The sequence below is a fragment of the Marinobacterium sp. YM272 genome (genome assembly GCF_050908845.1).
Classification (GTDB): Bacteria; Pseudomonadota; Gammaproteobacteria; order Pseudomonadales; family Balneatricaceae; genus Marinobacterium_D.
The window spans coordinates 695,852-721,216 of the sequence record NZ_CP194171.1 but is presented as its reverse complement, the minus strand read 5'-3'; the positions used below and the strand labels follow the sequence as shown (position 1 = coordinate 721,216).

23 protein-coding genes are annotated in these 25,365 nt (G+C 59.8%); 11 read left to right on the top strand and 12 right to left on the bottom strand.

The features are described from left to right. Nucleotides 1-274: 274 nt before the first annotated feature. The 3 genes from ACQUQP_RS03385 (at nucleotide 275) to cynS (ending at nucleotide 3,408) form a co-directional block, all read left to right on the top strand. Nucleotides 275-1,126, top strand: a complete 852-nt coding sequence (locus ACQUQP_RS03385) for a formate/nitrite transporter family protein (RefSeq protein ID WP_432697407.1) — start codon at nucleotides 275-277, stop codon at nucleotides 1,124-1,126. An 80-nt stretch (nucleotides 1,127-1,206) separates the two neighbouring features. Continuing rightward, nucleotides 1,207-2,934, top strand: coding sequence for a protein kinase domain-containing protein (locus tag ACQUQP_RS03380; protein WP_432697406.1), 1,728 nt, complete (start codon nucleotides 1,207-1,209; stop codon nucleotides 2,932-2,934). Between the two features lie 30 nt (nucleotides 2,935-2,964). Continuing rightward, entirely contained in the window at nucleotides 2,965-3,408 is a 444-nt protein-coding gene (gene cynS, locus ACQUQP_RS03375) for a cyanase (protein ID WP_432697405.1), read from the top strand. 33 nt (nucleotides 3,409-3,441) lie between these two features. On the opposite strand, the gene ACQUQP_RS03370 is transcribed toward cynS, so the two are convergent. Both ACQUQP_RS03370 and ACQUQP_RS03365 read right to left on the bottom strand, forming a co-directional pair. Continuing rightward, nucleotides 3,442-4,815, bottom strand: a complete 1,374-nt coding sequence (locus tag ACQUQP_RS03370; protein ID WP_432697404.1) for an ATP-binding protein — start codon at nucleotides 4,813-4,815, stop codon at nucleotides 3,442-3,444. Continuing rightward, nucleotides 4,815-5,528 (bottom strand): response regulator, encoded by a 714-nt coding sequence (locus ACQUQP_RS03365; RefSeq protein WP_432697403.1) that lies wholly within the window; start codon nucleotides 5,526-5,528, stop codon nucleotides 4,815-4,817. The genes ACQUQP_RS03370 and ACQUQP_RS03365 overlap by 1 nt, the downstream gene beginning before the upstream one ends. Before the next feature lie 194 nt (nucleotides 5,529-5,722). Here ACQUQP_RS03365 and ACQUQP_RS03360 point away from each other — a divergent pair, with 194 nt between their 5' ends. Together ACQUQP_RS03360 and ACQUQP_RS03355 are read left to right on the top strand one after the other, a co-directional pair. Next, the gene (locus ACQUQP_RS03360) at nucleotides 5,723-6,565 is read left to right on the top strand and encodes a hypothetical protein (protein ID WP_432697402.1); all 843 of its coding nucleotides are present in this window, start codon (nucleotides 5,723-5,725) and stop codon (nucleotides 6,563-6,565) included. Between the two features lie 52 nt (nucleotides 6,566-6,617). Further along, nucleotides 6,618-7,202, top strand: a complete 585-nt coding sequence (locus ACQUQP_RS03355; RefSeq protein WP_432697401.1) for a YceI family protein — start codon at nucleotides 6,618-6,620, stop codon at nucleotides 7,200-7,202. Nucleotides 7,203-7,275: 73 nt separating this feature from the next. Here ACQUQP_RS03355 and ACQUQP_RS03350 read toward each other — a convergent pair whose 3' ends face one another. Next, nucleotides 7,276-7,440 (bottom strand): hypothetical protein, encoded by a 165-nt coding sequence (locus ACQUQP_RS03350; protein ID WP_432697400.1) that lies wholly within the window; start codon nucleotides 7,438-7,440, stop codon nucleotides 7,276-7,278. Between ACQUQP_RS03350 and ACQUQP_RS03345 the strand changes: the two genes are divergently transcribed. Beyond that, complete coding sequence (locus ACQUQP_RS03345) at nucleotides 7,381-7,533, top strand: hypothetical protein (RefSeq protein WP_432698669.1); 153 nt, start codon at nucleotides 7,381-7,383, stop codon at nucleotides 7,531-7,533. The genes ACQUQP_RS03350 and ACQUQP_RS03345 overlap by 60 nt on opposite strands. Before the next feature lie 270 nt (nucleotides 7,534-7,803). On the opposite strand, the gene ACQUQP_RS03340 is transcribed toward ACQUQP_RS03345, so the two are convergent. The 3 genes from ACQUQP_RS03340 to ACQUQP_RS03330 form a co-directional block, all read right to left on the bottom strand. Further along, a complete protein-coding gene (locus ACQUQP_RS03340) occupies nucleotides 7,804-9,792 on the bottom strand; it encodes a hypothetical protein (protein WP_432698668.1) in 1,989 nt (662 codons plus the stop codon). Between the two features lie 28 nt (nucleotides 9,793-9,820). Beyond that, a complete protein-coding gene (locus tag ACQUQP_RS03335) occupies nucleotides 9,821-11,047 on the bottom strand; it encodes an ATP-grasp domain-containing protein (RefSeq protein WP_432697399.1) in 1,227 nt (408 codons plus the stop codon). A gap of 222 nt (nucleotides 11,048-11,269) precedes the next feature. Further along, nucleotides 11,270-12,817 carry a choice-of-anchor I family protein gene (locus ACQUQP_RS03330; RefSeq protein ID WP_432697398.1) on the bottom strand — a complete coding sequence of 516 codons (1,548 nt, stop codon included), beginning with the start codon at nucleotides 12,815-12,817 and terminating at the stop codon, nucleotides 11,270-11,272. 424 nt (nucleotides 12,818-13,241) lie between these two features. Between ACQUQP_RS03330 and ACQUQP_RS03325 the strand changes: the two genes are divergently transcribed. After that, entirely contained in the window at nucleotides 13,242-14,615 is a 1,374-nt protein-coding gene (locus ACQUQP_RS03325; protein WP_432697397.1) for an amidohydrolase family protein, read from the top strand. A gap of 11 nt (nucleotides 14,616-14,626) precedes the next feature. Next, the gene (locus ACQUQP_RS03320; RefSeq protein WP_432697396.1) at nucleotides 14,627-15,070 is read left to right on the top strand and encodes a GlcG/HbpS family heme-binding protein; all 444 of its coding nucleotides are present in this window, start codon (nucleotides 14,627-14,629) and stop codon (nucleotides 15,068-15,070) included. A gap of 61 nt (nucleotides 15,071-15,131) precedes the next feature. On the opposite strand, the gene ACQUQP_RS03315 is transcribed toward ACQUQP_RS03320, so the two are convergent. Further along, nucleotides 15,132-16,229 carry an FAD-dependent oxidoreductase gene (locus ACQUQP_RS03315; RefSeq protein WP_432697395.1) on the bottom strand — a complete coding sequence of 366 codons (1,098 nt, stop codon included), beginning with the start codon at nucleotides 16,227-16,229 and terminating at the stop codon, nucleotides 15,132-15,134. A 313-nt stretch (nucleotides 16,230-16,542) separates the two neighbouring features. Here ACQUQP_RS03315 and ACQUQP_RS03310 point away from each other — a divergent pair, with 313 nt between their 5' ends. The 3 genes from ACQUQP_RS03310 to ACQUQP_RS03300 all read left to right on the top strand — a co-directional run bounded on the left by ACQUQP_RS03310 (nucleotide 16,543) and on the right by ACQUQP_RS03300 (nucleotide 18,669). Beyond that, complete coding sequence (locus ACQUQP_RS03310) at nucleotides 16,543-17,235, top strand: HupE/UreJ family protein (RefSeq protein WP_432697394.1); 693 nt, start codon at nucleotides 16,543-16,545, stop codon at nucleotides 17,233-17,235. Between the two features lie 9 nt (nucleotides 17,236-17,244). Further along, nucleotides 17,245-17,784, top strand: coding sequence for a hypothetical protein (locus ACQUQP_RS03305; RefSeq protein ID WP_432697393.1), 540 nt, complete (start codon nucleotides 17,245-17,247; stop codon nucleotides 17,782-17,784). An 84-nt stretch (nucleotides 17,785-17,868) separates the two neighbouring features. Continuing rightward, on the top strand, nucleotides 17,869-18,669 hold the full coding sequence (locus tag ACQUQP_RS03300) for a DUF1338 domain-containing protein (protein WP_432697392.1): 801 nt from the start codon (nucleotides 17,869-17,871) through the stop codon (nucleotides 18,667-18,669). Nucleotides 18,670-18,880: 211 nt separating this feature from the next. Here ACQUQP_RS03300 and glcF read toward each other — a convergent pair whose 3' ends face one another. From glcF to ACQUQP_RS03275, 5 genes are read right to left on the bottom strand one after another with little or no spacing between them, the layout of a single operon-like run. After that, the gene (glcF, locus tag ACQUQP_RS03295; RefSeq protein WP_432697391.1) at nucleotides 18,881-20,110 is read right to left on the bottom strand and encodes a glycolate oxidase subunit GlcF; all 1,230 of its coding nucleotides are present in this window, start codon (nucleotides 20,108-20,110) and stop codon (nucleotides 18,881-18,883) included. Nucleotides 20,111-20,116: 6 nt separating this feature from the next. Further along, on the bottom strand, nucleotides 20,117-21,193 hold the full coding sequence (glcE, locus tag ACQUQP_RS03290; RefSeq protein WP_432697390.1) for a glycolate oxidase subunit GlcE: 1,077 nt from the start codon (nucleotides 21,191-21,193) through the stop codon (nucleotides 20,117-20,119). Continuing rightward, nucleotides 21,186-22,697, bottom strand: a complete 1,512-nt coding sequence (locus tag ACQUQP_RS03285) for an FAD-linked oxidase C-terminal domain-containing protein (RefSeq protein WP_432697389.1) — start codon at nucleotides 22,695-22,697, stop codon at nucleotides 21,186-21,188. The genes glcE and ACQUQP_RS03285 overlap by 8 nt, the downstream gene beginning before the upstream one ends. A 19-nt stretch (nucleotides 22,698-22,716) precedes the next feature. Continuing rightward, on the bottom strand, nucleotides 22,717-23,148 hold the full coding sequence (locus tag ACQUQP_RS03280) for a GlcG/HbpS family heme-binding protein (RefSeq protein ID WP_432697388.1): 432 nt from the start codon (nucleotides 23,146-23,148) through the stop codon (nucleotides 22,717-22,719). A gap of 22 nt (nucleotides 23,149-23,170) precedes the next feature. Next, the gene (locus ACQUQP_RS03275) at nucleotides 23,171-25,351 is read right to left on the bottom strand and encodes a malate synthase G (RefSeq protein ID WP_432697387.1); all 2,181 of its coding nucleotides are present in this window, start codon (nucleotides 25,349-25,351) and stop codon (nucleotides 23,171-23,173) included. Between the last annotated feature and the right edge of the window lie 14 nt (nucleotides 25,352-25,365).

Below are 25,365 nucleotides of genomic sequence, written 5' to 3'. Positions count from 1 at the left end.
AGCAAAACAATCGCAACCCCGCGGTCATCAGCCCCTGAATAACATCAGAATATCCCACCGATTCAACGATTTTTACCCCTTGGCACATCGATTGCTTAATACAACTTATCTGAGCCAGCGTTGGCTCTGACTAACAAGCTAAGAGTATTTGGATAATGGCGTCCATCACTTACCTGCCCCCGGGCAGGTCAGGTGTGGGCGCTTTTTTTTCGTCTGCTCTTGGAATAACCCATTTCCGTGTGTGATGACTAACTGCTGACAGAGGCACTTAACCATGGCTTATCTGATCCCTTCCGAGTTTGTGACCAAGATGGTCGATGCGGGCGAATCCAAGGTCCATATGTCCACCCGCGATACGCTGATCCGCGCCTATATGGCCGGTGCGATCCTGGCGCTGGCCGCCGTGTTCGCGGTGACCGTCGCCGTGCAAACCGGCGTTTTCCTGATCGGCGCGATCCTGTTCCCGGTGGGCTTCTGCATGCTCTACCTGATGGGCTTCGACCTGCTCACCGGCGTGTTTATGCTGACCCCGCTGGCCTGGCTCGACAAGCGCCCCGGCGTTACCCCATCACAGATTCTGCGCAACTGGGGCCTGGTGTTTGTGGGTAACTTTGCCGGCGCCTTCACTGTCGCGGTGATGATGTCCTACATCTTCACCATGGGTTACAACACCGACGGCGGCGCCATCGCTGAGAAGGTTTCCGGTATCGGTGAAGCACGTACCGTCGGTTACGCCGCCTATGGTGCCGATGGCTGGCTCACCATCTTCATCCGCGGCATGCTGTGTAACTGGATGGTCTCCATGGGCGTGGTGGGCGCGATGATCTCAACCCATGTCAGCGGCAAGGTCCTGGCGATGTGGATGCCGATCATGCTGTTCTTCTTCATGGGCTTCGAACACTCCGTAGTGAACATGTTCCTGTTCCCGTTCGCGATGATCATGGGCGGTGACTTCTCCGTGGCCGACTACCTGATCTGGAACGAAATCCCGACTGCCCTGGGCAACCTGGTGGGTGGCCTCGCCTTCACCGGTCTGACCCTCTACACCACCCATGTGCGTACCGGCGCCAAGCGCAAGGCCGCAGCCCAGGCACCGACCGGCAAGCCGAGCTCAGCTTCTGCCTGAACGGCCTCTAGCATGATCAACCTCAGCCCGGATCTCCGCGGCTGAGGTTTTTCCTAACGACTCTGCCTGGCGCCCTGCCCATGAGCAATCAACTGACACTCAGCATCGGCCAGCATTCCAACCGGGGCCGGAAGACTGAAAACCAGGATTTTCACGGTGCTCGGGTACCGGATGAGCCTCAGTTGACGCTCAAAGGTGCTGCCCTCGCCATCGCCGACGGTATCAGCACCAGCAGTGTCAGCCAGATCGCCAGCGCCACCGCTGTTAAAACCTTCCTCGATGATTACTTCTGTACCTCTGATGCCTGGACTGTCAAAACCGCCGCTGAGCGGGTGATTCAGGCGACCAACTCCTGGCTTCACTCCCAGACCCAGCGCAGCGAATACCGCTACGACAAGAACCGCGGCTATGTCTGCACGCTCAGTGCTCTGGTGCTTAAAGGCACCACGGCTCACCTGTTCCACGCCGGCGACAGCCGCATCTACCGCCTCCGCGACAGCGGGCTTGAGCAGCTGACCAAGGACCACCGCCTGTGGATCTCCCAGGAGGAGAACTATCTCAGCCGTGCACTCGGCATAGACGACTACCTGGAGCTGGATTACGAGGCGTTGCCGTTAACGCTCGGCGATACCTTTCTGCTGGCCACCGACGGTGTCTATGAATATGTGGATACCACCTTTATTCGTTACGCCATCAGTGAACACCCCGATAACCTGGACCGGGCCGCCGAAGCGATCATCCAGCAGGCCTACGAACAGGGCAGTCCCGATAACCTGAGCCTGCAGATTGTCCGCATCGACGACCTGCCCCGCCCGGAAACCACGCACCTGCCGCTGCAGCTCGACAGCCTGCCGTTGCCGCCCGTTCTGGAACCGCCCGCGGAGTTTGATGGCTACCGGATCGTCCGCGAGATACACGCCACCAGCCGCAGCCATGTGTATCTGGCTGTGGATAAAGAGACTGATCAGCAGCTGATTCTGAAGGCGCCGTCGATCGATCTCGGTGAAGACCCGGCCTATCTCGAACGCTTCATGATGGAGGAATGGATCGCCCGGCGCCTGAACAGCCCCCACGTGCTTAAGGCCGCGCCCTGCCCGCGACCGCGCAACTACCTCTATACCCTGACGGAGTATATCGAGGGACAGACCCTGGCCCAGTGGCTTATCGACAACCCCAGGCCGGAGCTGGAAAAGGTTCGCGATATCATCGAACAGGCGGCCCGCGGGCTGCGCGCCTTCCACCGCCTGGAGATGGTTCACCAGGATCTCAAGCCCGATAACCTGATGATCGACAGCAGCGGTACGGTGAAGATCATCGATTTCGGTTCCACCCGCGTGGCGGGTATCGACGAGACCCTGATCGGCCAGGAGCAGCCCCCTATTCTCGGTACCGCGCTCTACACCGCACCGGAGTATTTTCTCGGTGAGCAGGGCAGCGCCACCTCGGATCTCTATTCCCTGGCCGTTATCGCCTACCAGATGCTGTCGGGGCGTTTTCCCTATGGCCCGCAGGTTGCCCGCGCCCGCACCCGGGCGGCACAACGGCGCCTGCAGTACGACTCGGTGCTCGATGACGAGCGGGAGATTCCGGCCTGGGTGGATGAAACCCTGAAAAAAGCGCTCCAGCCCGACCCTTTCAAGCGTTATGACGAGCTCTCCGAGTTTATCCACGACCTGCGCAAACCCAGCCAGGCGTTTCTCAACCGCACCCGCCCGCCACTGATTGAACGCAACCCTGTGCAGTTCTGGCAGGGCGTCAGCGCGCTGCTGATGGCGGTGATCGTCTACCTGGTGACGCAACTCAATTGACCGTGCATTTCACAATCAAGGAGAACACCCATGATCAGCTCCCGCGAACAAGTGACCGCAATGATTCTTTCCGCGAAGGTCAGCAAGGGCCTGAAATGGACTGAGGTGGCCGACAAGGTCGGCCAGTCCAAGGAGTGGACCACCGCCGCCTGCCTCGGCCAGATGACCTTCAACAAGGCGCAGGCCGAAACGGTCGGTGCCCTGTTTGACCTGTCCGATGAGGCGGTGGCCTGGCTGCAGATCGTGCCTTCCAAGGGCAGCGGCGGCATCCCCACCGATCCGCTGCTCTACCGTCTGTACGAGATCGTCAGCGTCTACGGCGGCTCAATCAAGGAGCTGATCCACGAAGAGTTCGGCGACGGCATCATGAGCGCCATCGACTTTTCCCTGGATATCCAGCGTGAAGAGGACCCGAAAGGGGATCGCGTCAACATGGTGATGTCGGGCAAATTCCTGCCCTACAAGAGCTATTGATTCGCGGCAAACCTGGCGAAAGGAGTGTCCGGCTCAGTGGTCGGGCAGCTCCAGCACCACCTCGAGCCCGCCCTCGGGCCGGTTGGATAACCGGACCTCTCCGCCGTGGGAATGCGCGATGGTGCGCGCAATCGACAAGCCCAGACCGATACCGCCGGTCTCCCTGCTGCGCGAGCTCTCCAGCCGCACGAAGGGATCGAACACCCGTTGCTGATCCTCTTCAGGTATACCAGGCCCCTGATCACGCACGGTAATAAGCAACCGGTCGTCCGCCTCCTTCAGAACAACTTCAGCCAGCTGACCGTAATGACAGGCGTTCTCGATCAGATTGGTCAGCGCCCGCCGGAGCGAGCCCGGCCGACACGTATAGAGTACTCGTTGAGACTCGTCGTACTCGATCTTATAGCCCAGATCACGCAGATCCTCACAGATACTGCCGACCAGTGCCGACAGGTCCATGTTGCGCCGCTCCTCCTGTACCGACTCCTCGCGAGTGAAGGCCAGAGTTGCCTCCAGCATATCCTGCATCTGGTCGAGAATGCTCAGGATCTTGCCACGACTCTTCTCCGGCTGAATGAACTCGGCGTGCAGGCGCAGAGACGTCAGTGGTGTGCGCAGATCATGGGAAATCGCCGCCAGCATACGGGTACGGTCATCGACAAATCGCTGCAGGCTCTCCTGCATCCGGTTAAAAGCACGGGTGGTGCGACGCACATCATCGGAGCCCCGCTCGGGAATGGATTCACTCATTTCGCCACGCCCGATGCGGTCAGCGGCAAGGCTCAGCAGGCCCAACGGGGCCGATACATAGCGCACAATCAATACCACGACCATCACTGTCAGCGAGAACAGCGCCAACGCCACCAATAGAGGTGCGATCCAGCCTGGCAGACTACTGGGGGATCTGAGCGTGGCGTTGAGCCACTTACCATCCGGGCGAAGGATCGATAAGCCAGCGATCGGCAGCGCCGCATCGCCCGGATCGAACAGCAGATTTGGTTTAAGCAGGTTTTGCACCCAGCTGTAACACCAGTAGTAGCGCGGGCTGATCGACAACTGCACATTTTCCGGATCGCCGCTGACGAGGCTCATCAGGCGCTGATAAAGCGGGTGGTCCAGCGCCGCCCGGTTATAAGGCTCGGCTGTCGCGCTATCGCCAATGCTGAACTGAAAACGTTCACTGGTCACAGCTCCCAGAACCTCAGTCTGCACGCCCTGGGGCGTTTCATCGAGCAACCGGTCCATCGCCGCACTGCGCGAGATCAGGTCCTCCATCTGGCTCAGTCGCACCGCGCGGCTGCGCTCCTCGAAGAACACGTAGACGGTGGTAGCGTTAACCACGCCCAGCGCCAGAATAAGCAGCACAATCACGCGGCCTGGCAGACTCTGTCGCAGATAGCTCAGCATCACTCTACATCCACAGTCAGCATATAGCCGCCGCCCCAGACGGTTTTGATCAGTTCAGGCTGGGTAGGGTCACGCTCGATCTTGCGCCTCAGGCGGCTAACCTGGTTATCGATACTGCGGTCGAACACATCCGCCTGCCGCCCCCGGGTCAGATCGAGCAGCTGCTCACGGCTCAGTACCCGATGTGGATGGGAAAGGAAGGTGGAGAGCAGCTTGAACTCGGCAGTACTGAGCGGTACTGCCACGCCGTCGCTGCCGATCAACTCACGCCGGGCCATATCCAGCACCCAGCGATCGAAATTCAGTTTCTCTGCCTCAACCGCTTCGCGCTGGAGTGGCATCGCTTCCGCACGGCGCAACACTGCCTTGATCCGCGCCAGCAGCTCGCGCGGAAAGAAGGGTTTAGTCAGGTAATCATCGGCACCCATCTCCAGCCCTACCACCCGGTCGGTCTGCTCCGCCATGGCGGTGACCATGATGATCGGGATCTGACTCGACTCACGCAGTTGGCGGCACAGGCTCAGCCCATCTTCGCCCGGCATCATCAGATCGAGCACGATCAGATCGATGGCGCTGACCGCCAGGATCTTCTTCATCTCCTGGCCATCGCGTGCTGTGGTGACGCGGAAGTCGAACTGTTCGAGATAACTGGCCACCAGATCGCGGATCTCCTGGTGGTCGTCGACAACGAGAATATGGGGTGTGTTGGTCATGATCGTGCTAGCCGGTAGTACTACTGTTACAGCTTATCCGATCCTGCTGCGGCTGTGCGAACCACAATTGTATCAATCTGTGTCAACTCGGCAGCCTGATACAGATTGCGACAAAACAGTTCGATGGTGAAAAACTTTTAAGACATCCGCCGTGCTTAATGGCAGTACCTAATCGATCAGAGACAGGAGCTGCCGTGACATCCCTATTGGACAACCCCCTTATTCAAAGCGCAGTTCTGCCGCTGCTGCTGAGTCTGGGCCTGACCGGACTATTGCGGCTGGTACTGGGCGCCTCGCTGGGGATCCGCCTGGCCAGTGCCTCGCTGGTACTGAGTTTTCTCGCCTGTCAGGCGCTGATCCAGATGCCGGTTTTCCCACCTCGCTCCTCGGCGCAAAAACTCCCCTACCTGGTTGCAGGAGCGGCCTTGCTGGGGATCCTGATCGACAGCCTTGACCTCAAACCAAGAGTACAACAGATCGTTATGGCGGTACTGGCCCTGACAAGCATCGGCTGGCTGCTGGGCGGACGTTTCGATCGTATTGATGTTGCTGGCTGGATGCTGCTGCCAATGCTGTTTGCAGCCGCAATGCTGGCTCAGCAGCGCTGTATTGCACGCCGTGACACCCTTGATGGCGGCATTCTGCTGCTGTTGGCCAGTGCCGGTGTCGGCGCCATCACACTGATCGGCGCATCCGCATCCATGGGCCAGATTGCGTTCGCGCTGATGGCCGCCATCGGGGGGTTCCTGCTCTGGAACTGGCCCAAATGGCGTTTCCCCTTCGCAGCAACCGCTCAGCTGAGTGTGATTACTGCACTGCTTACGCTGAGCACCCAGATGCTGTTTTTCACCAAGGCCAATGGCTGGGCCCTGCTGTTGCTACTACCGCTGCTGCTGGTGGACCGCCTCGGCCGAAAAATGGCGAGCCCAACGTTGCGCGCTGTATGCGTAACAGGCGCAGCCGCCGGCGTATGTGTAATCGCCGTTGCCACCGCTTGGCTGATGGTCGAACCCAGCAGCGGCAGCTACGGATATTGATCCACTAATCAACCCAACTTTGTCTGATAAGACTGAAGCAGAGGACATAAGAATGAACGTAAAAAAACTGTTTGGCGCAGGTCTCCTGGCAGCAAGCCTTTCCACTACCGGTATCGCCCAGGCGGCGCCGGAAGCCTACGCAATGGATATGGCCCACTCTACCGTAGTGTTCAATATCAACCACCTGGGTTTCTCCAACATGTTCGGTCGCTTCGATCAGTTTGATGGCGATCTGAATTTCGATGCCGACAATATCGAAAACTCCAGCGTGAACATTGTCATCGATACCGAGTCGGTGAATACCTTCCACGGCAAGCGTAACGAGCATCTGGCATCACCGGACTTCTTCAATGCTGCCGAATTCCCGGAGATGACCTTCGAGAGCACCAAGATCACCAAAACCGGCGACAACACCGCCAAGCTTGAGGGCGACCTGACCCTGCTGGGCGTCACCAAGCCGGTTACGCTGGACCTGGTTGTCAATAACGTGGGTCCGCACCCGTTCACCAAGCAGCCGATGGCCGGTTTCTCCGCCACCGGCACCGTCAAGCGCAGCGAGTTCGGCATGAACTACGGTCTGCCTGCGATCGGTGATGAGGTGCACCTTCAGATCGAGGTGGAAGCAACGCCGAAGTAACAGACCAACTCTGTTACAGAAAAAAGCCCCGCGCCTGATATTGGTCGCGGGGCTTTTTTATGGCGTGAAATGCTTACTCGGATACGCTGATCTCGTATACCGAAACAGGGCTGCTGACTTCGCTGGTAACAACCAGCCAGTTTTTAGCGGCTAAAAACCTAAGCCCCTCAGGACCAGCATCGCCGACCTCTTCCAGGTCCATGAAGGTGACAGCCTTGGGCATTTCCAGGTTGCTCATAGCGTAGATGCTATCCAGCGTGAAGAGGACCCGAAAGGGGATCGCGTCAGCATGGTGATGTCGGGCAAACTCCTGCCCTATAAGAGCTATTGAGGCCAGAGAGATCGACGCCCGGATTTTGACCCCTTGGCCGCTGTTGACTAACTTTTAGTGTTACCAGACCAAGAATAAAACTGAGGTGACGCCTATGAAAATGAAGCTGGTCAAAGTACATCGCCCCAGAGCCACAACCTTTGTCACTGAGCAATGGTCGCCGACTCCGCATAGCGCGAGCAGGAAGCGCCTGCCCAAACCTCAACCCACCTGGTAATTCCATAATCCCGAATCCCCGCCCATGTGCGGGGATTTTGCTATCACACCGGGTCAGTTAAAGCTTTCCCTGCCTGCAGCCCAGCTTGCCAACGCCATCTGACGCGTTGCGTCCAGCTCCTCCCTGGGTACCTGTTCCGCGCCATCTACCCACTGACCGCCCGGTTCATCATGGAAAACATAGAGACGTGACAGCAGCTGCGGAAACGGCAGCGACGCCTCACCGAAGCGCTCCCCATGCCCCTGGGTCGAGACGATGACGCCATTGCCCCAGTTTTGTCCGCTGTCGTTGTTGGGATTGAAGAAATAGGCCCGCATCACCCCTTCCTGGTCCAGCGCAATCCTGATCAGCGTGATCGCATGCCAGCCGACAAAACGTGCGGCGCTGTCGGTGACGGCCACACCTGCCGGTTGCGGGTGAATCAGCGGTTGGTTGCCGTTGTAGATCGGGTGATAACTGGCATAGAACTGACGCAGGAACCCGTCGTAGTCCTTCAGCTTGCCGGTGGCCACGTCCACGGCGATCTTGAATTCGCGACCGACCCACCAGCCATGAAACTCCGGGTTGATCCAGCGGTGAGGATCCTCCTGCCGGTCTGCGCAGAGCGTGCCCATCTCTTTGTAGATCAGGTCCAGCGCCGGCACCAGCAGCAGTGACACCGGGTCGTTATCCAGCAACGGGATCTCCAGTCCGGTCATCAGCTCAGCAGAGTTCAGCGTCCTGCCCTCGAAATGCATCTGGATACTGTCAAACCGGGCAATCTGGGCAATCAGATGCAGCAGGTAGTCCGGATCGTTGTAGGACCACATGGAGATGGCGCGCACCGACTGGCAGGTGGGGTTATTGCCCTGCCCAACACCCAGTGGCTGGCCCAGCAGAGAAATGACGCCCGCCAACAGGTGGGTACGTGCCGGAAGCGCAGCACCGAACGCCTGGGTGATCGCGGTTTCGGTGCGCGGCGATACCCTCAGGCTCAGCTGGCGCCAGAGCCCCGGCGCGATGGGCTGGGCGTAAAGGATACCCCGCTCCAGCAGCATCGCCAGACCGTAAACACACTGGGCGGTTTGCGGGTGTATGGCATCAATGATCAACGCCTGGACCAGATCCTGGAAGGTGCGCAGCGCATCAAGACCTGTACTGCTCAGTCCCAGCGCATCCGGTATCAGTTGAGAATAGCCCTGGGTGATCAGCCAGCGCAGAAAGACGACGTGGTAGTCGGATACCAGCCCGACATCGTGCATTGCCCGGGCAAACCCATAGGCCTCCTGCTGCATGGCCTGGTGATCCATGGTGTCCAGCCGGGCCAGATAGGCGTCAACACCGGGATCATCCAGGCAACCCTGGGTAGGCCCGAACAGGGCACTGATCAGCCGCTCGGCGCCGAAGCGGCTTTCACCGCTGTCGCTGATGCCCTGGTTCAAAGCGATGGCGATCTGGGTCACCATCGCTTTTACATAGCCCACCTGTATCGGCCGCTGCGCCAGGATCCGCCAGATCTCATCAACCAGGTTACCGAGAATCTGGTCGAAGCCGATATGTTCCAGGATGAACTGGAAATGGCCGTTAATCGCCTCACCCAGCTTGCCGAGCCGAACCCTGATCGCCTCATCGCCAGCGCCAATCAGCTGATTCAGGTTCAATGCCAGCACCTGTGTCAGAAAGTGTCTGGCCAGCTCGGCCGAGATGCCTTCATGCTGATGAGCACCATTGACCACGGCAAGCAGGCGGAGCTGACTGAGACAGTCGAGCACGATGGTGTTTTTCTCACCGTGCTCAAGGGTATGACGCACTAGGTTCGGTAGCAGCAAGGAAGGATGGTCCCAATCGGTGCCGAGAAAAATCCCCGCCTCGTCCATCCGCGGGGCCAGCTGGTAGAGCCTTTCCGTCCCGCCCGGTTGCGCCATCATCCGGGCCGCAAGGTCCAGCAATGGAACCTGATGCTGCGCCTTGGCAAAGGGGCTGGATTGCGCCAGCCGGGTCAATGCATGTTGCAGTTTCTCATCGAGCAGCCGAAGCTGCTCGTCCAGCGGGGCTGATTCCATAGTCACCGATCGCGCGCCTTTTCTATCCTCAGATGTAGTAATCGAGCTCTTCCTGTGCCTTCAACAGATCCCTCATCTTATAGGGATCGTCACCGAAGAAGTAGACCAGTCCCCAGTGGGTACCGAATGCGCTGCGTTTGGGCACCTTGTTATGCAGCGGTGACTGCAGCTCGTGAAATTCGAAGTAGGGGTGGTTCTCGGTCTCTTCCGGAATCTTGAGTTCGCTGATCACACGACGGCGTGGATACACCCCAAAACAACCCGCATGTCCCTTGGCATCGACCACCTCTTTCGGGAAAAACGCCTCGATCTCCTCATCCGTGGTTTTCGGGTCAAACATCATCACCATCCCCTGGTAGGCGTTGAACCCGTAAGCGCGCTCGATCAGTTCGAACGCGTTGAAGCCCGGCGGACGGTATGCCACCTCGCCGAAGTACATCTTGCCATCGCTGGTGACAAAGTATTCCGGGTGGATAAAACCGAAATCGATATCGAAGGTGTCGATCAGCTTTTCGATCTCCTCAACCACGCGAGGTCGCCACTTCTCCAGGTCCGGCGTTGCCGGGACAAAGACCGAGTAACCCAGGGTCACGTACTCGGATATATTGAGAAAGTGAATCTTGCGATCCTTGATGAACGCCTCCACCGCAAACTCCCAGCCATCCAGATGGCTCTCCATCAGCGCCGGAAACTCCTCGTCAGGAATGTTATCCACGTCGTCCGGTGTACGGATCATGCGGTGTCCCAGGCAGCCGGCCTTGTCGAACGCTTTCAGGTGGATAGGGTCGTTGGGGTCGCCATCGAGCTTCAGCAACGCCTGGTTAACGCGGCGCAGGAAGTGGATGACATCCCCTCGGTCATGCGCTTCCTCGAAGATACCTACGCGGATACCGCCGAGCTGGGCGCGCCGTTTCATCAGCGCCTTGTCACGAAACAGCAGGGACTGGCCCATCAGACGTGGATTTTTGAGTAGCACGGAGTTGATCGCGCCGGCCCACTCCACCGTTTCCTCAAACAGCGGAATCGCCACGTCCACCCCCTCTTCCTCCAGGCGGTGTGCGATTTCCATGGAGCGCTCGTTCAGCCGTTCGAAGTTCCAGCTGACAAACGGGATACCGTGCTCTCGCGCATACTCCTCCGCCCAGTCAGGAGCAACAATTATGTAACGCCGGTCGAAGTTTTCGATCGCGTTGATGGCATTCAGACTCCAGCCCAGAATCGCAACATAGCCCTTATTGGGGTCTTTTTCTTGCATCCGATCCTCCCGACAGATTGATTAAAAACGCTTGGGCTGATCAGTGTAGCAAACGGCCAACTTCGCCCTTTTTGCCGGCAAAACAGCTTTAAAACCCAATAATTTGGCGATAAATCACGAATAACCGCGAACACCGCGAAAGGCCATATCCAGTAATCGGACAAAAGAAAACCCCGCGCCGGACAGACCGGGGCGGGGTTTCTTCTTTTTCGAGGCGGTTTATCAGTCCTCGGTCACCTTCACTTCAAACACGGATACGGTGCTGCTGACTTCGCTGCTCACAACCAGCCAGCCGCTGTTATCACCCCTGGCGACAAACAACAGGCCCTCAGGACCGACATCACCCACCTCATCCAGGTCGGCGAAGCTCACCGCCTTGGGCATGCCCGGACTGGTCATATCGTAAACGAAGAGGTCGCTGGTGCGCTCCATACCGATGAAGGCGTACGGAGTTCCACCGATGTTACCGACGGTGATCGACTCCGGCTCCGGACCCTTGTCATCGCTGCGGCCGTCTTCCCAGTAATCGGAATCCACATCATTCTTGGCGGCCAGTTTGAGCGTTTTTTCGAACGCATCACCGGAATCCCAGACCAGCTCCGCGTCACTGTTCCAGACGGAGAAGGAACGGGCACCGTAGGAGTACAGTTTTTCGAAAGCCCCATCACCGTCTTCATCACCGCGGGAGGTTGTGATCTTGAGGCGACCCAGATTCTCTTCCTGCTGCAGCTTTTCCAGGCTCATGCCGCGGAAGTTTTTGAACGCTTCCTCGTCCAGCACCAGGTCTTCGACACGCGCTTCTTCGGAGTAACCGTCGTAGTCGCGGGCGTCACCCTCGTTAGCCGAAAGGATGTAGACCTGATCATCGATCACCAGCGGCGCGATCGCATCCGGCATGTACATGCCCAGCACCGGCCACTTTTTCATGTTGATGGCATCATCCTTGTTGCTGGCATCCAGGGTGTTGTGTGACAGCAGATGATCCTTGAAGCCCAGGCTGACCACATCGGTCACTTCTGCGTTGGCGATATCGACAATCGCCAGGGCGTTGTTTTCCTGCAGGGAGACCCAGGCGGTGCTGGAGTCCGGCGATACCGCGATATATTCCGGCTCCAGATCCTTAGCAACCGTCGCACCGGGGCCGAAAACACGCACATCACCGGTCAGTTCGGCTGGATCGTTGAACTGGGTGAAGCCTGCAGTTTTAACCTGCCAGTTCTGGGTATCGATGATGCTGACCGAGCCTTCCGGATCAACGGTATAGGCATCGTTCGGCTCGCCTTCATTGGCAACCAGCAGGTAAGCGCCATCCGGCGTAAAGGTGAGCATATCCGGCAGGGCACCAGCAGTGATGCTGCGCTCATGGTTGCCGTCCAGATCGAAGATCACGACGGAACCTGCAGCCTGCTTGTTATCGGCCTCAACCGCGACGGCGACCCAGCCGCCATACACCGCCACGCTGTTCGGACCGCCACCATAAACCGACAGGTCGATTTCGGTTACGATGCCACTCTCTTTACTCATCGGCGCCAGCTCACCGCTATCGCTGACATCGAGAATACGCAGCTTGTTGTCACTACCGTTGGTCACGTAAAGGCGCTTGGCCGATTCGCTGTAGGCCGCAATCTCGGTACAGCCTTCGCCGTCTTCATCACCACAGATCTCTGTAAAATGACCCACTCGCGTGAAAGAGATATCAGCTTGTGCAGCCCCGGCAAAGGGAAGAGCGATCGCGACTGACAGCGCGGATGCAAGGAGAGAAGGCTTCATGGTCGGTCCATCCGTTATGTTTTTTAAAAAGGTCAGCCGCATAGCCTGAACATAAAAGATGACAATATGGTTATTGTTTAGCCAACGGCAGACGGTTTAACCCCCTGATCATCAACTTGTCACACAAGGCCCGATCCATAGGTCCCAGGATGATCTTCATCCCGCATCTGCCCCTCCCGCTCTTTGCGGGCATCGCTCTTTTCGAAATCCCGCCCCGCGTGTGAACCTCCGCCAACCGGAGTGTCAGGAACCCAGGCCCGCCATCGTCGTTGACGATGACTGCTACCCGGACTGTCGATTGGTCAGCTCCCCCTGAGGATGCGATCTTACCGAACCTGCGGGCCGAAACCTTTGGCACAACACCAACCGGATCCGGTTCGGCCTAACACCCTGCTAAAACTAAAAAAATAACAGGATCTTTCAGATGCCACGTACCCACGTTCTCTGTCAGCAGCTGTTCACCGGGCTGGAGGATAACGTCCGCCGCGACCAGACCCTGGTGATCGAAGACGGCGTGCTCAGCTATACAGGACCTGCCGCCGAGGCGCCCGCGCAGGCACCCGGCGATGAAGTGATCGACGCAGGCCAGCATTTCGTGATGCCGGGACTGATTGATGTGCACACTCACCTGGTCTTCGGCAACGCCAAAAGCGAAGAAGATATCGATCTGCACGTATCACCCGAATTTCGTGCACTACGCGGACTCTTCTTTACCCAGCATGTGCTCGCCGCCGGTTACACCTCGGTGGTGGTTCCGGGCGATGCCGGTCAGTGCAGTATCTCAGTACGCAACGCCATCGATGCCGGCATGTTCACCGGCCCTCACATCGCCGCCAGCAGCAATGTCATCGCCAACCGGCAAAGCCTCAACGACTGGTTCCCAAGCTGGGTTGGCACCCCGGAATACTTTACCGGCCGCCTCTGCGCCACCAGGGAGGCTCAGATCGCCGAAATCCGACGTCAGGCGAAGGACGGCGTCGATGTCATAAAAATCGCCATGGATGGCACTCATCGACGCGACAACGGCGAGCATATCGCCGCTTTCACCGAGGACGAAACCCGCGCCATGGTCGACGAGGTTCACCGCCTGGGGAAAAAGGTGGCGGTTCACGCCTACGGCCGCGAAGCGGTGCTCTACGCCGCCCGCGCCGGCGTCGATGTCATTTTCCATGCTTTCTTTCTGGATGAGGCCTGTATCGAGGCGATCCTGGAGTCGGGCAGTCACCTCGCACCGACCTTCACCATGCTGGCCAATAATGTCGAGTTTGCCGAAGACTACGAGGCATCGACCCGGTCGGGCTACGCCGAGATGCAGCGTCGGGTCATCGACATCGGCTGTCGCAATCTCAGGCGTGCGCACGAGGCCGGTGTCCCCTTCATGACCGGCAGTGACTCGGGGTTTGCCATCACGCCCTACGGCGAATGGCACGCAAGGGAGATCGAAATCCTGGTCGACTGGCTCGGTTTTACGCCAGCAGAGGCACTGCGCGCCGCCACTTCGGTATCAGCGAAAATGCTGCCGGCAAGCAGGAGGGTTGGCGCGCTGGAAGTCGGACGGCAGGCAGACTTCATCCTGGTGGAGGGCTCGCCGCTCGACGATGTGAGGATTCTGCAGGAGCGCGACCGTATCAGGGGCGTTTTCCTCGGCGGCCGACGCGTCGAGTCCAGGGTGCCGGGATACGATCCAAACCGGGTCAGCGATTTCAACACCGTCAAGTGGTCCGAACTTCACACCCGGGCACGTGCTATGTCACTTGGCAAACGCTCCGCTACAGGCAACCCGCTGCAAGATATGTAAGGAGATCGATGATGAACAGACTGACACTGGAAATGGCCTCCGCGCTGGTAGACGCAGCGCTCGCAGAAGCGCGCCGGCTTGAACTGGCGCCGATCTGTGTCGCCGTACTGGACGCTGGCGGACACCTGCTGACACTTAAAAGAGACGAGCGCGCCAGCCTGCTGCGTCCGCAGATCGCCATGGGCAAGGCCTCGAGCGTACTGGGCATGGGGTTTGGCGGGCGGGAACTTGCGCGCCGTGCGGAGAAAATGCCGGCGTTCTTTAACGCGCTGAGTGACCTCTCCGGCGGAAATATGGTTCCGGTCGCGGGCGGCCTGCTGTTACGAAACGCCCAGGGCGAGGTTCTCGGCGCCATTGGCATCAGCGGCGATACCTCGGACAACGACGAGCGCTGCGCGATTGCGGCTGTCTCATCCGTGTCAGGGCTGGAGGGCGATACCGGCGACAGCGCCTGAATGTCGGCGCAGGCCGGAAGCGGACCGGGATCGGTTCCCCCGGCCTGCCCTGCAGCGGGATTCAGATCGGTTGCGCGGTTAGCTGCTGCATCTGCGCGGTGAGCGCCGCGCGATCAAAGCTTCGGTCACCGGCCATTTCCCGCTCGCCGGCATAGATGGATTTCTGGCTGATAAATCGGCAACGGTCGAAACGGCGCGCCATAAATCGTTCCAGCCGGGTGACGAGGCTGCCACCGCCGGCGAATTCTTCACTCAGCACTATGGCATCCTCGATCGCCATACCCGCACCCTGCCCCAGGTGAGGCGTGGTGGCATGGGCGGCATCGCCGATCAGCACCACCCGTCCCCGGTACCAGTTTTCATCGACAAACACCGTTTCCAGCGGGCGGCAGACCACCTCGGAATCCCGGACGATCTGGCCGGCGAGCTCAGCGACGATACCGCCAAATCCCTCAAGATGCGCCTTCATACGACTTGCCAACCCAGTTTCACCGATACACGGCTTGTCACCTTCGTACGAGGTAAGAAACAAGTACATCAACTCGTCGGAAACCGGTACCAGCCCGGCGTTACCGTTAGCACCCGAAAAAACCGCCAGATGGTCGATTTCCGGCCGGCGCGCAAAGTTGTGGCGCCACACCGCCTGCCCGGTAAATCCCGGCTGGTAACGATCCCCGAAGAGCAGCTGACGAATCTTCGAGTAGATACCATCGGCGCCGACAACCAGCGCGTAGCGTCCCTGACCGCCATCGGTAAAACGTGCCACCACTGCATCCGCAGTTTCGTGGCAGTCGGCAACCGTCACGCCCATCCGAATGCGTGCACCGAGGCCGGTGGCGGTTGCATACAGCACGCGATGCAGCGCAAGGCGAGAAATACCCACATTCGCCGGATATTCGGGGCCCGCGAGCCGCCGGCCGGGGAGACGTGCGGTCTGCACGCCCTTAGCGTCATAAAGAGCAACATCGTCGAAGGCAAAACCGGCGCCGAGATAAGCATCAAGCACACCGAGACGCGCCATCTCGCGCACCACATTGTTTTGCTGGATGATACCCACACCAGGGACCTTCCACTGCGAACGGATCTCCACCAGCTCGACCTCAAGCCCTTGCCGGCGTAGCGCTATCGCGGCGCAAAGGCCGGCAATACCCCCTCCCACGATCAGGACAGGTTTCTCGTCATGCATGTTATTTACCGTTTTTTATTAACAAGGCGAGTATCAGGCTAAAGTGCGCGCAAGGATTTGACTAATTGCCAGTTCGGATACCTAGTATCGCGGAACGCAGGTTCCATACAGCATCCCGGCTCATGAACGCCGCGCCATTCTCATCGCCTGTTCGAGGCAGCCGGCTGCGCCGGGTAGACGAACCCAGGAATCACTACCAAAGTGCAGCCTGTTCACACCCAGAGTGGCATTTTCGCATCCAGACGGACTCGCTAGGCTGAGCGCAAAGCGTTGTACCGGAACTGCCATGAAAACCGCTCTAACCCCGTTAAAACTGGCGACTCTGCTGGCGGGTCTGCTGATCAGTACGCTGAGCCAGGCCCACGGCGTCGATGAAGCGTCAAAAACATTTCTCAGTTCCCAGAGCGGGCAGGCGATCCTGCCGTTTATCTATATCGGCGCCAAACATATGGTCACCGGCTACGACCATCTGCTTTTTTTGACCGGGGTAATCTTTTTTCTTTACCGGCGTCGCGAGATTCTGCTCTATGTGAGCCTGTTTACGCTGGGGCACAGCCTCACCCTGCTGTACGGCACCCTGAACGAGATACGGATCAACCCCTGGCTGATTGACGCCATCATCGGTCTTTCGGTGGTCTACAAGGGGTTCGATAACCTCGGTGGTTTCAAACGCATTTTCGGTTACCAGCCCGATACCCGGATCGCGGTGCTGATATTCGGTCTCTTCCACGGCTTTGGCCTGGCCACCAAACTGCAGCAACTGATCAATGACGGCGACGGAATGATCGCCAACCTGCTGGCGTTCAATGTCGGCGTTGAGCTCGGACAACTGGCCGCACTGCTGCTAATCCTGATGCTGATCAGCCAGTGGCGCCGGCTGCCCGGCTTTTCTCGCTTTGCGTTTACGACCAACACCGCCCTGATCAGCCTTGGCCTGATGCTCACCGGCTATCAGCTCACCGGCTACTATCTCTCCTGAGGACCCATCATGTCGGATCCAGCAACCTCCCCTGTCTCTCATCCCTCCCAGGAAACACTGACAACAGCCTGGTGCCTGGCCAGCGGTGCCGCCGCCCTGGTTCTGGCCACGGTTATCCTGCCGGCGGAGTTCGGCATCGATCCCACCGGCTTCGGTGAACTCACCGGGCTGACCGCACTGGCGCAGACGCCCCCGCAAGCTACCGAAAAGGTTAGCCCCGCGGGCCGCTATGCACAGCACCAGGTCACACTGGAGCTGCCAGCCGGCGAAGAGATGGAGTACAAGCTGCAGATCGCCAAAGGCGATAAGCTGGCATACCAGTGGCAGACCACCGGACAGCCAATTCACGTCGATTTTCATGGCGAGCCTGCAGGTGATACCTCCGGCTACTTTGAAAGCTATGCCCTCGGTGATCTGTCCGCTCTGGAAGGCACCCTGACCGCGCCGTTCGACGGCAGCCATGGCTGGTACTGGCGCAATGACAGCGGCGAAAACGTCCAGATCGATCTTCAGCTGCAGGGCCGCTTCGAGGTGCTGGGCATCCGCTAGCCTTTTTCGACAGACCGCCTGCCGACCTCTACCCTTGGATTATGGGAGAACCGCAAAGCCCGGCTTTCCGGGGGGAGGTGCGCTATGAACCATAATCAGTTCTTCCAACACCTGTGGCGCGATTACGTACAGATCGCGCCACAGGCAGACGCGATACAGCAGTTGTTTATCGAGCGTGGCGAAACCATCGTCAACGACCATGTGGCGTTTCGGACCTTCGCCCGCAGCCCGGTGTCACTGGATCGTCTGCAGCCCAGGCTCGAGCAGCTCGGCTACCGGGCCGCTGCCCAGTACCGCTTCGAGAGCAAAAAGCTGCGCGCGCGGGCCTACCAGCACCAGACAGATGCGCAGGCACCAAAGATCTTTCTCAGCGAGCTGGAGTTCGAGCAGCTGTCCGAACGGGACCAGGCGATTATCCACACCCTGATCGCGCAGATTCCCGAGGATTCCGCCGAGGACCCGGAGATATTCTGGCGCGGGCGACTCTGGGCCATGCCCAGCTACGACGCTTACAAGGCGCTGAGGGAAGAAAGCGAATACGCCGCCTGGCTGTCGGTACTGGGGCTGCGCGCCAACCACTTCACGGTGAGTGTGAATCACCTGGAAACCCTGCACACCCTGGAATCAGTCAACCACCTGCTGAAAAGCAACGGCTATGCCCTGAATGCTGTGGGTGGCGAGATAAAGGGCTCTGCAGCGGTACTGCTTGAACAGTCATCAACGCTGGCCGACCGTATCGCGGTGACCTTCCCCGACGGGGAGACCCATCGGGTGCCGAGCTGTTTCTACGAGTTTGCCCGGCGCTACGAAGAGTCGCCGGGACAGCTGTTTCAGGGCTTTATCGAGGGTAATGCGGACAAGATTTTCGAGTCCACGCACGCCTGACAGGACGTTGAAAAACTTTCTGCGTTGCCGAATACCGCGTTAAAAACAGGCTCACAGGCTTTGTCTGAACGCACTTTAGTGCGGCCCCGTAGGGGCGAGCGGAGCGAGTAATATGCTCATTTAGTTTACTAAACTCCGCTTTTTCGCCTGTTTTGGCCCGGGCGGCGAACCGCTTGCCTCGGCTGCCTCGAAAACGATTTTCAACGCCCTGCTAATCGCTGGTATCGAGCAGCTCGATCCAGTGCTGCACCGGCACCGGCGCCTTGGTTTCCAGATGCAGCTGGCAGCCGATATTGGCGGTGACGATCTTTGCCGGGCCATCGCCGGTCAGCGCCTTGATCTTGTTTTTTAACAGGCGCTGGCTCATGGCCGGCTGCAGCACCGAATAGGTGCCGGCAGAGCCGCAACAGAGGTGTTTGTCCTCGGTTTCGGCCAGCTCAAATCCCGCCGCCTTAAGCACCCTGTCGACGCTGCCGCCCTGCTTCATGGCATGCTGCAGGGTGCAGGGGCAGTGCACGGCGATCTTACCTGCACCGCGATCCACCTTCAGGCTGCTCAAGTCCTCACCCAGCAGCACCTCGGAAAGATCTTTGGTCAGCTCGCTGACCCTCTTGGCCTTCTCCGCATAATCGGGATCCTTACGTAGCAGGTGACCGTACTCCTGTACCATGGCGCCGCAGCCGGAGGCGGTCATGACGATCGCTTCGCAGCCCGCCTCGATGGCGGGCCACCAGGCGTCGATATTACGCCGCATAAAGTCGAGCCCTTCGTCATGCGCCGACAGGTGATAGCTCACCGCGCCGCAACAACCGGCCTTTACCTTAGAGGTTTGAGCCGCCTCCGCCAGCGTTATTCCCAGCCGGTCCAGCACCCGTGCTGCCGCCGCGTTGGTATTGGGTGCCGCTGATGACTGGGCACAGCCCGCCAGCGCCAGCATCACCCGCGGATGACGGTGCGACGGCCAGGGCGAGGCCTCCCGCCTGGGTGGTACCTTGGCCTTGAGCGGGTCCGGCAGCAGCGGGCGGAACAGCTGCCCCATTTTCATCAGCGGACCGAACCGACCCGGATAGGGCAACACCTTGCGCAGCCCCCAGCGCATCAGCTTCTCTTTGGTCGGACGCTCCAGCTTTTCCTCCACCAGGCCACGGCCGATATCCACCAGGCGGCCATACTGCACACCAGACGGACAGGTGGTCTCGCAGCTGCGGCAGGTCAGGCAGCGGTCCAGGTGGGTACGGGTCTTTTCCGTAACCTCGCCGGTTTCCAGCAGCTGCTTGATCAGATAGATCCGGCCACGGGGACCATCGCGCTCGTCGTTCAGCTCCTGATAGGTAGGACAGGTGGCGGTGCAGAAGCCGCAGTGCACACAGGTACGCAGAATCTCTTCCGCCTCCTGGCCTTCGGGTCTCGCCTGATAGATTTGCAGAATCTCGGTTTTCATATCGACCTACATCCAGCTATAGAGCCGGCCCGGATTAAACAATCCGTCCGGATCAAATGCCTGTTTCAACCGCTGTTGCAGCGCCTGTTCTGCCGGCGACGGCCTGTGCATAACTTCTCCGGTGCGATCGCCGCCCCGGTACAGGCTGACCTGCCCACCGGCGTCTTTGGCGATGCTCTCCATATCACCAAACGTCGCCTCGCCCCGATACCAGCGCTGAGCACCGCCCCAGTCCACCAGCCACTGACCGGAAAGCGCCGGCATACGTGCGCTGGGGTTGACAGAAAAACGCCACAGCGGCTGATCGGAGCAGAAGAACTCCAGCTGCTGATCACGCAGCTGCTGCCAGAAGCGGTCCGCCCCATCCAGCTCGTCACCGCCCCACTGGGCCGCTGTGGCATCAACCGCTGAATGGGCGCCGGAGAGGCGCAGATAGAGTTTGTTATCGAGCCAGCAGGCCGCCGTCAGCGGCTTCGGCTCGCCGGCCCTGCGGTTCATGATCGACACCGCCTCGTCCAGCTCGCAGTCACTGACCAGGGTGCGGCTGGAAGCCGGTTTGGGCAGCACCTTGAGACTGATCTCGGTGATCACGCCCAGGGTCCCCAGGGCGCCGGCCTGCAGCCGGGACAGGTCGTAACCGGCCACGTTTTTCATCACCTGGCCGCCAAAGCGCAGGTGTTCGCCGTAGCCGTTGATCAGCCGGATGCCGAGCACATGATCACGCACCGAGCCGGACCAGGGCCGGCCCGGACCGGACAGGTGGCAGGCCAGGGTGCCGCCCAGGGTTGAGCCCTCTCCCTCGCCACCCGAAAAACGCGGCGGTTCGAAGGCAAGCATCTGGTTGTTCTCGGCCAGGGCGGCTTCCAGTTCTGTCAGCGGCGTTCCGGCGCGGGCGGTCAGTACCAGCTCTACCGGGTGATAGCTGACAATGCCGCTATGCTCTCTCAGACTCAGTTCGGGAATTGAGTTATCAACCGCCCGGCCCATAAAGGCTTTGCTGCCACCGCCCAGGATCCGCAGCGACTGTTTCTGACTGCCGGCGTTCAACACCTGCTCGACCAACTGGCTTGTGATATCAGCCATGGTGATGCCCTCCCGACTGGTGATCATGCGCATGAAGCTGGTTCGCAGCTCCAGCATTGGGCTCTATATCTTTATCCAGCGAGCGGTACTCCTGGCATTGACGCAGGGTGGGAATCCCCTTGCCGGGGTTCAGCGTTCCCTGTGGGTCGAAGGCCGCCTTGATACGGTGAAACTGCTCCAGTTCACGGTCGTTAAACTGTGCCGGCATCTGGCGGATCTTCTCCACGCCAACACCGTGCTCACCGGTGATACAGCCGCCCACCTCGACACAGAGCTCAAGAATCCAGGCACCGAAGGCTTCGGTTTTTTCCAGCTCGCCCGGCACGTTGGCATCAAACAGAATCAGCGGGTGCAGGTTGCCATCCCCGGCATGAAAGACGTTGGCGACCCTGAGGCCCACCTGTTCCGATTTGCGGTCCATCTCGGTGAGCACATGGGCCAGCTGGCCGCGGGGAATGGTACCGTCCATGCAGTAGTAATCGGGTGAGATACGCCCCACCGCCGGGAACGCCGACTTGCGCCCCTGCCACAGTCGTGCGCGCTCCTCCTCGTTGTAGGAGGTTCGTACCGAGGTGGCGCCAAGCCGCTTGAACAGGCTCTCTACCGCATCGATATGCTCGTGAACCTCCTCTGCAGTACCGTCCACCTCGCACAGCAGCAGAGCCTGGGCTTCGGTGGGATAACCGGCCTTGGCAAAGGCTTCGGCGGCGACGATGGCATGGCTGTCCATCATCTCCAGCCCGCCGGGGATAATGCCCTCGGCGATAATCGCACCCACCGCATCACCGGCGGTCTGTACCGAGTCGAAACCGGCCATCACCACCTGCGCCACCTCCGGCTTGGGCAGCAGTTTGACGCGCACCTCGGTCACGATACCGAGCAGTCCCTCGGAGCCGGTCATCAGCGCCATCAGGTCCATGCCGCAGTTGTCGAGCCCTTCGCTTCCCAGCGTCAGGCGTTCACCCTCCACGGTCAGCAGATCGACGCTGAGCAGGTTATGCACCGTCAGGCCGTATTTCAGGCAGTGCACGCCCCCGGAGTTCTCCGCCACGTTGCCACCGATGGTGCAGGCGATCTGGGACGAGGGATCGGGTCCGTAGTAGAGGCCGTGCTTGCCCGCCGCCTCGCTGATCGCCAGGTTGCGCACGCCGGGCTGCACCCTGGCGGCCCTGGCCAGGGTATCGATCTCCAGTATGCGGTTGAACTTGGCCATCGACAGCACCACCCCCTCGGGGTGTGGCATGGCACCGGCACAGAGGCCGGTACCGGCGCCACGGGCCACAACCGGTACACCCTGCTGGTGACAGATACGCAGCACCTGCTGCGCCTGCTCCACCGTTTCCGGCAGCACCACCAGCATCGGCTTTTCGCAGTAAACGGACAGGCCGTCACACTCGTAGGGCTTGAGTGTCTCGTCGTCGCTGATCACATAGTCGGGATCGATAAACTGGCGGAACTGCTGCGCCAGCGCCTCGCGATCGATCCGTTGTCCGGCATCATTCATTGTTGTTCCCCCAGAGTCTTCAGACGCCGGCTTTCACCCGCAGAAAGTGGTCGATTCCGGCCTGGGCACACTCCATATCCTGCTGTGGCGTACCGGAACTCAGGCCAATACCGCCGACCACCTGGCCATCCACCTCTACAGGCAGACCACCGCCGACGACGCAGAGACGCCCACCCATGGAGGTGTGGATACCGAACACCAGACTGCCCGGCACACACTTTTCGTTGTATTCGTGGGTGGCTTTTTTCGCCGCCGCGGCGGTGTATGCCTTGTCCTGGGCGATGGTGACACTGGTGATCTTGCCACCGTTCATGCGCTCAAAGCTCACCAGATTGCCGGACTCGTCGGCCACGGCGATACACATCGGTACGCCGATCTCCCGCGCCTTGGCGCAGGCGCCCTCCATCAGCAGCCGCGCATCCTGCAGGTCCAGTCTTTTTATCGTTAGCATGTTGATACCTGTATCGCGAAAGTTAGTGTTTGGCTTTCTGCGCCCGTCGATGTGCGTGCAGCAGCGGCTCGGTGTAACCGTTGGGCTGGTCACAGCCCTTGAAGATCAGATCGCAGGCGGCCTGGAACGGGATGCTGCTATCCAGATCCGGCGCCATCGGCTCATAGGCGGGATCACCGGCGTTCTGCTTATCCACAACTTTGGCCATCCGCTTCAGCGTGTCGCCGACCTGATCGTCGGTGCAGATGCCGTGCTGCAGCCAGTTGGCCAGGTGCTGGCTGGAGATACGCAGGGTGGCGCGATCCTCCATCAGACCCACGTTGTGGATATCCGGCACCTTGGAGCAGCCGATGCCCTGGCCGACCCAGCGCACCACGTAGCCAAGAATCCCCTGCACGTTGTTATCAAGTTCGTTCTGGATCTGCTCCGGCGTCAGCTGGGTATCACCCAGCAGCGGCGGTGTCAGCAGCTGCTCGATGGGCGCTTCGGCACGGCCGGCCAGCTCATGCTGACGCTGGTGCACATCCACCTGGTGATAGTGAGTGGCGTGTAGCGTGGCCGCGGTGGGCGACGGCACCCAGGCGCAGTTGGCGCCGGCCTGGGGATGCGCCAGCTTGGCGCCCATCATCCGCGCCATCTCGTCCGGCATCGCCCACATCCCCTTGCCTATCTGGGCCACGCCTTCGAGCCCGCAGGCGAGGCCGGCATCGACGTTGCGATCCTCGTAGGCGAGGATCCAGGGCTCCGCCTTGATCGCATCCTTGGGCAGCACCGGGCCGCCCTCCATGCAGGTGTGGATCTCATCGCCTGTGCGGTCAAGGAAGCCGGTGTTGATGAAGAAGAGGCGCTCGCTGACGGCGCGCATGGTCTCTTTCAGGTTGGCGGAGGTGCGGCGCTCCTCATCCATCACGCCCACTTTCAGCGTATTGGCGGGCAGCGACAGCGCCTGCTCGACACGACCGAACAGCTCGTTGGTCAATGCAGCCTCTTCCGGGCCATGCATCTTCGGTTTGACGATATAGATGCTGCCCCGGCGAGTGTTGCGATAGCGGCCCTGCCCCTTCAGATCGTGGATGGCGCAGAGGGTAGTTACCATGGCATCGAGGAAGCCTTCCGGCACTTCGTTGCCCTCGCCATCGAGCACCGCATCGGTGGTCATCAGATGACCCACGTTGCGCACCAGCAGCAGGCTGCGGCCATGCAGTGTCAGGGCACCGCCATCCGGCGCAGAATAGGTGCGGTCAGCGTGCAGCCGGCGTGTCATCTGACGGCCGCCCTTATTGAAGGTATCCTCCAGCGTGCCCATCATCAGGCCGAGCCAGTTGCGGTAGACCGCGACCTTGTCCTCGGCATCCACCGCCGCCACCGAATCCTCGCAGTCGATGATGGTGCTCATGGCGGATTCCATCAGGATATCCTTCACCGAGGCCGGTGAAAGCTGCCCCACCGGATGGCCCGGGTCGATCTGCAGCTCCACGTGGAGGCCGTTATTGCGCAGCAACACGCCGAACGACGCGCCCTCCTCGTGATAGCCGGCAAAGCAGGTCGGATCGGACAGCCCGGTCACCTCACCGTTATCGAGCACCATCGACAGCACCATGCGGCCCTTTTCGGTATGCAGGCGGTATTCGGCAACACGGGTGTGTGAGCCCTCGTTCAGCGGCGCAACGCTATCAAGGAAGCGTGCTGCCCACTCGATCACCTTCTTGCCCCGCTCGGGATTGAACTTGGCGGTTTTCTCGCAGCCATTGCTCTCGTCGATCACATCGGTGCCGTACAGCGCATCGTAGAGGCTGCCCCAGCGTGCATTGGCGGCGTTCAGCGCGAAGCGGGCGTTACTGCAGGGCACCACCAGCTGCGGCCCGGCCACCTGGGCGATCTCCACATCCACTCCCTGGGTGCTGACCGTAAACGGCGCACCCTCCGGCAGCAGGTAACCGATCTGGCGCAGAAACGCCATGTAGTTATCCACATTGAACGGCTCCGCCTTGTGCTCGCGGTGCCAGTCATCGATCTGTGCCTGCAGATCATCACGTTTCTTCAGCAGGTCACGGTTTTTCGGTCCCAAATCCTTGAGGATCGCTTCAAAAGCGTGCCAGAACGTTTGTGGATCCACGCCCGTACCCGGCGCGATTTCATCTTCAATCAGCTGATAAAGGGCGGCATCAACCTGCAGGCTACCCGCCTGAATTCGATTACTCATGATCATGATCTCGC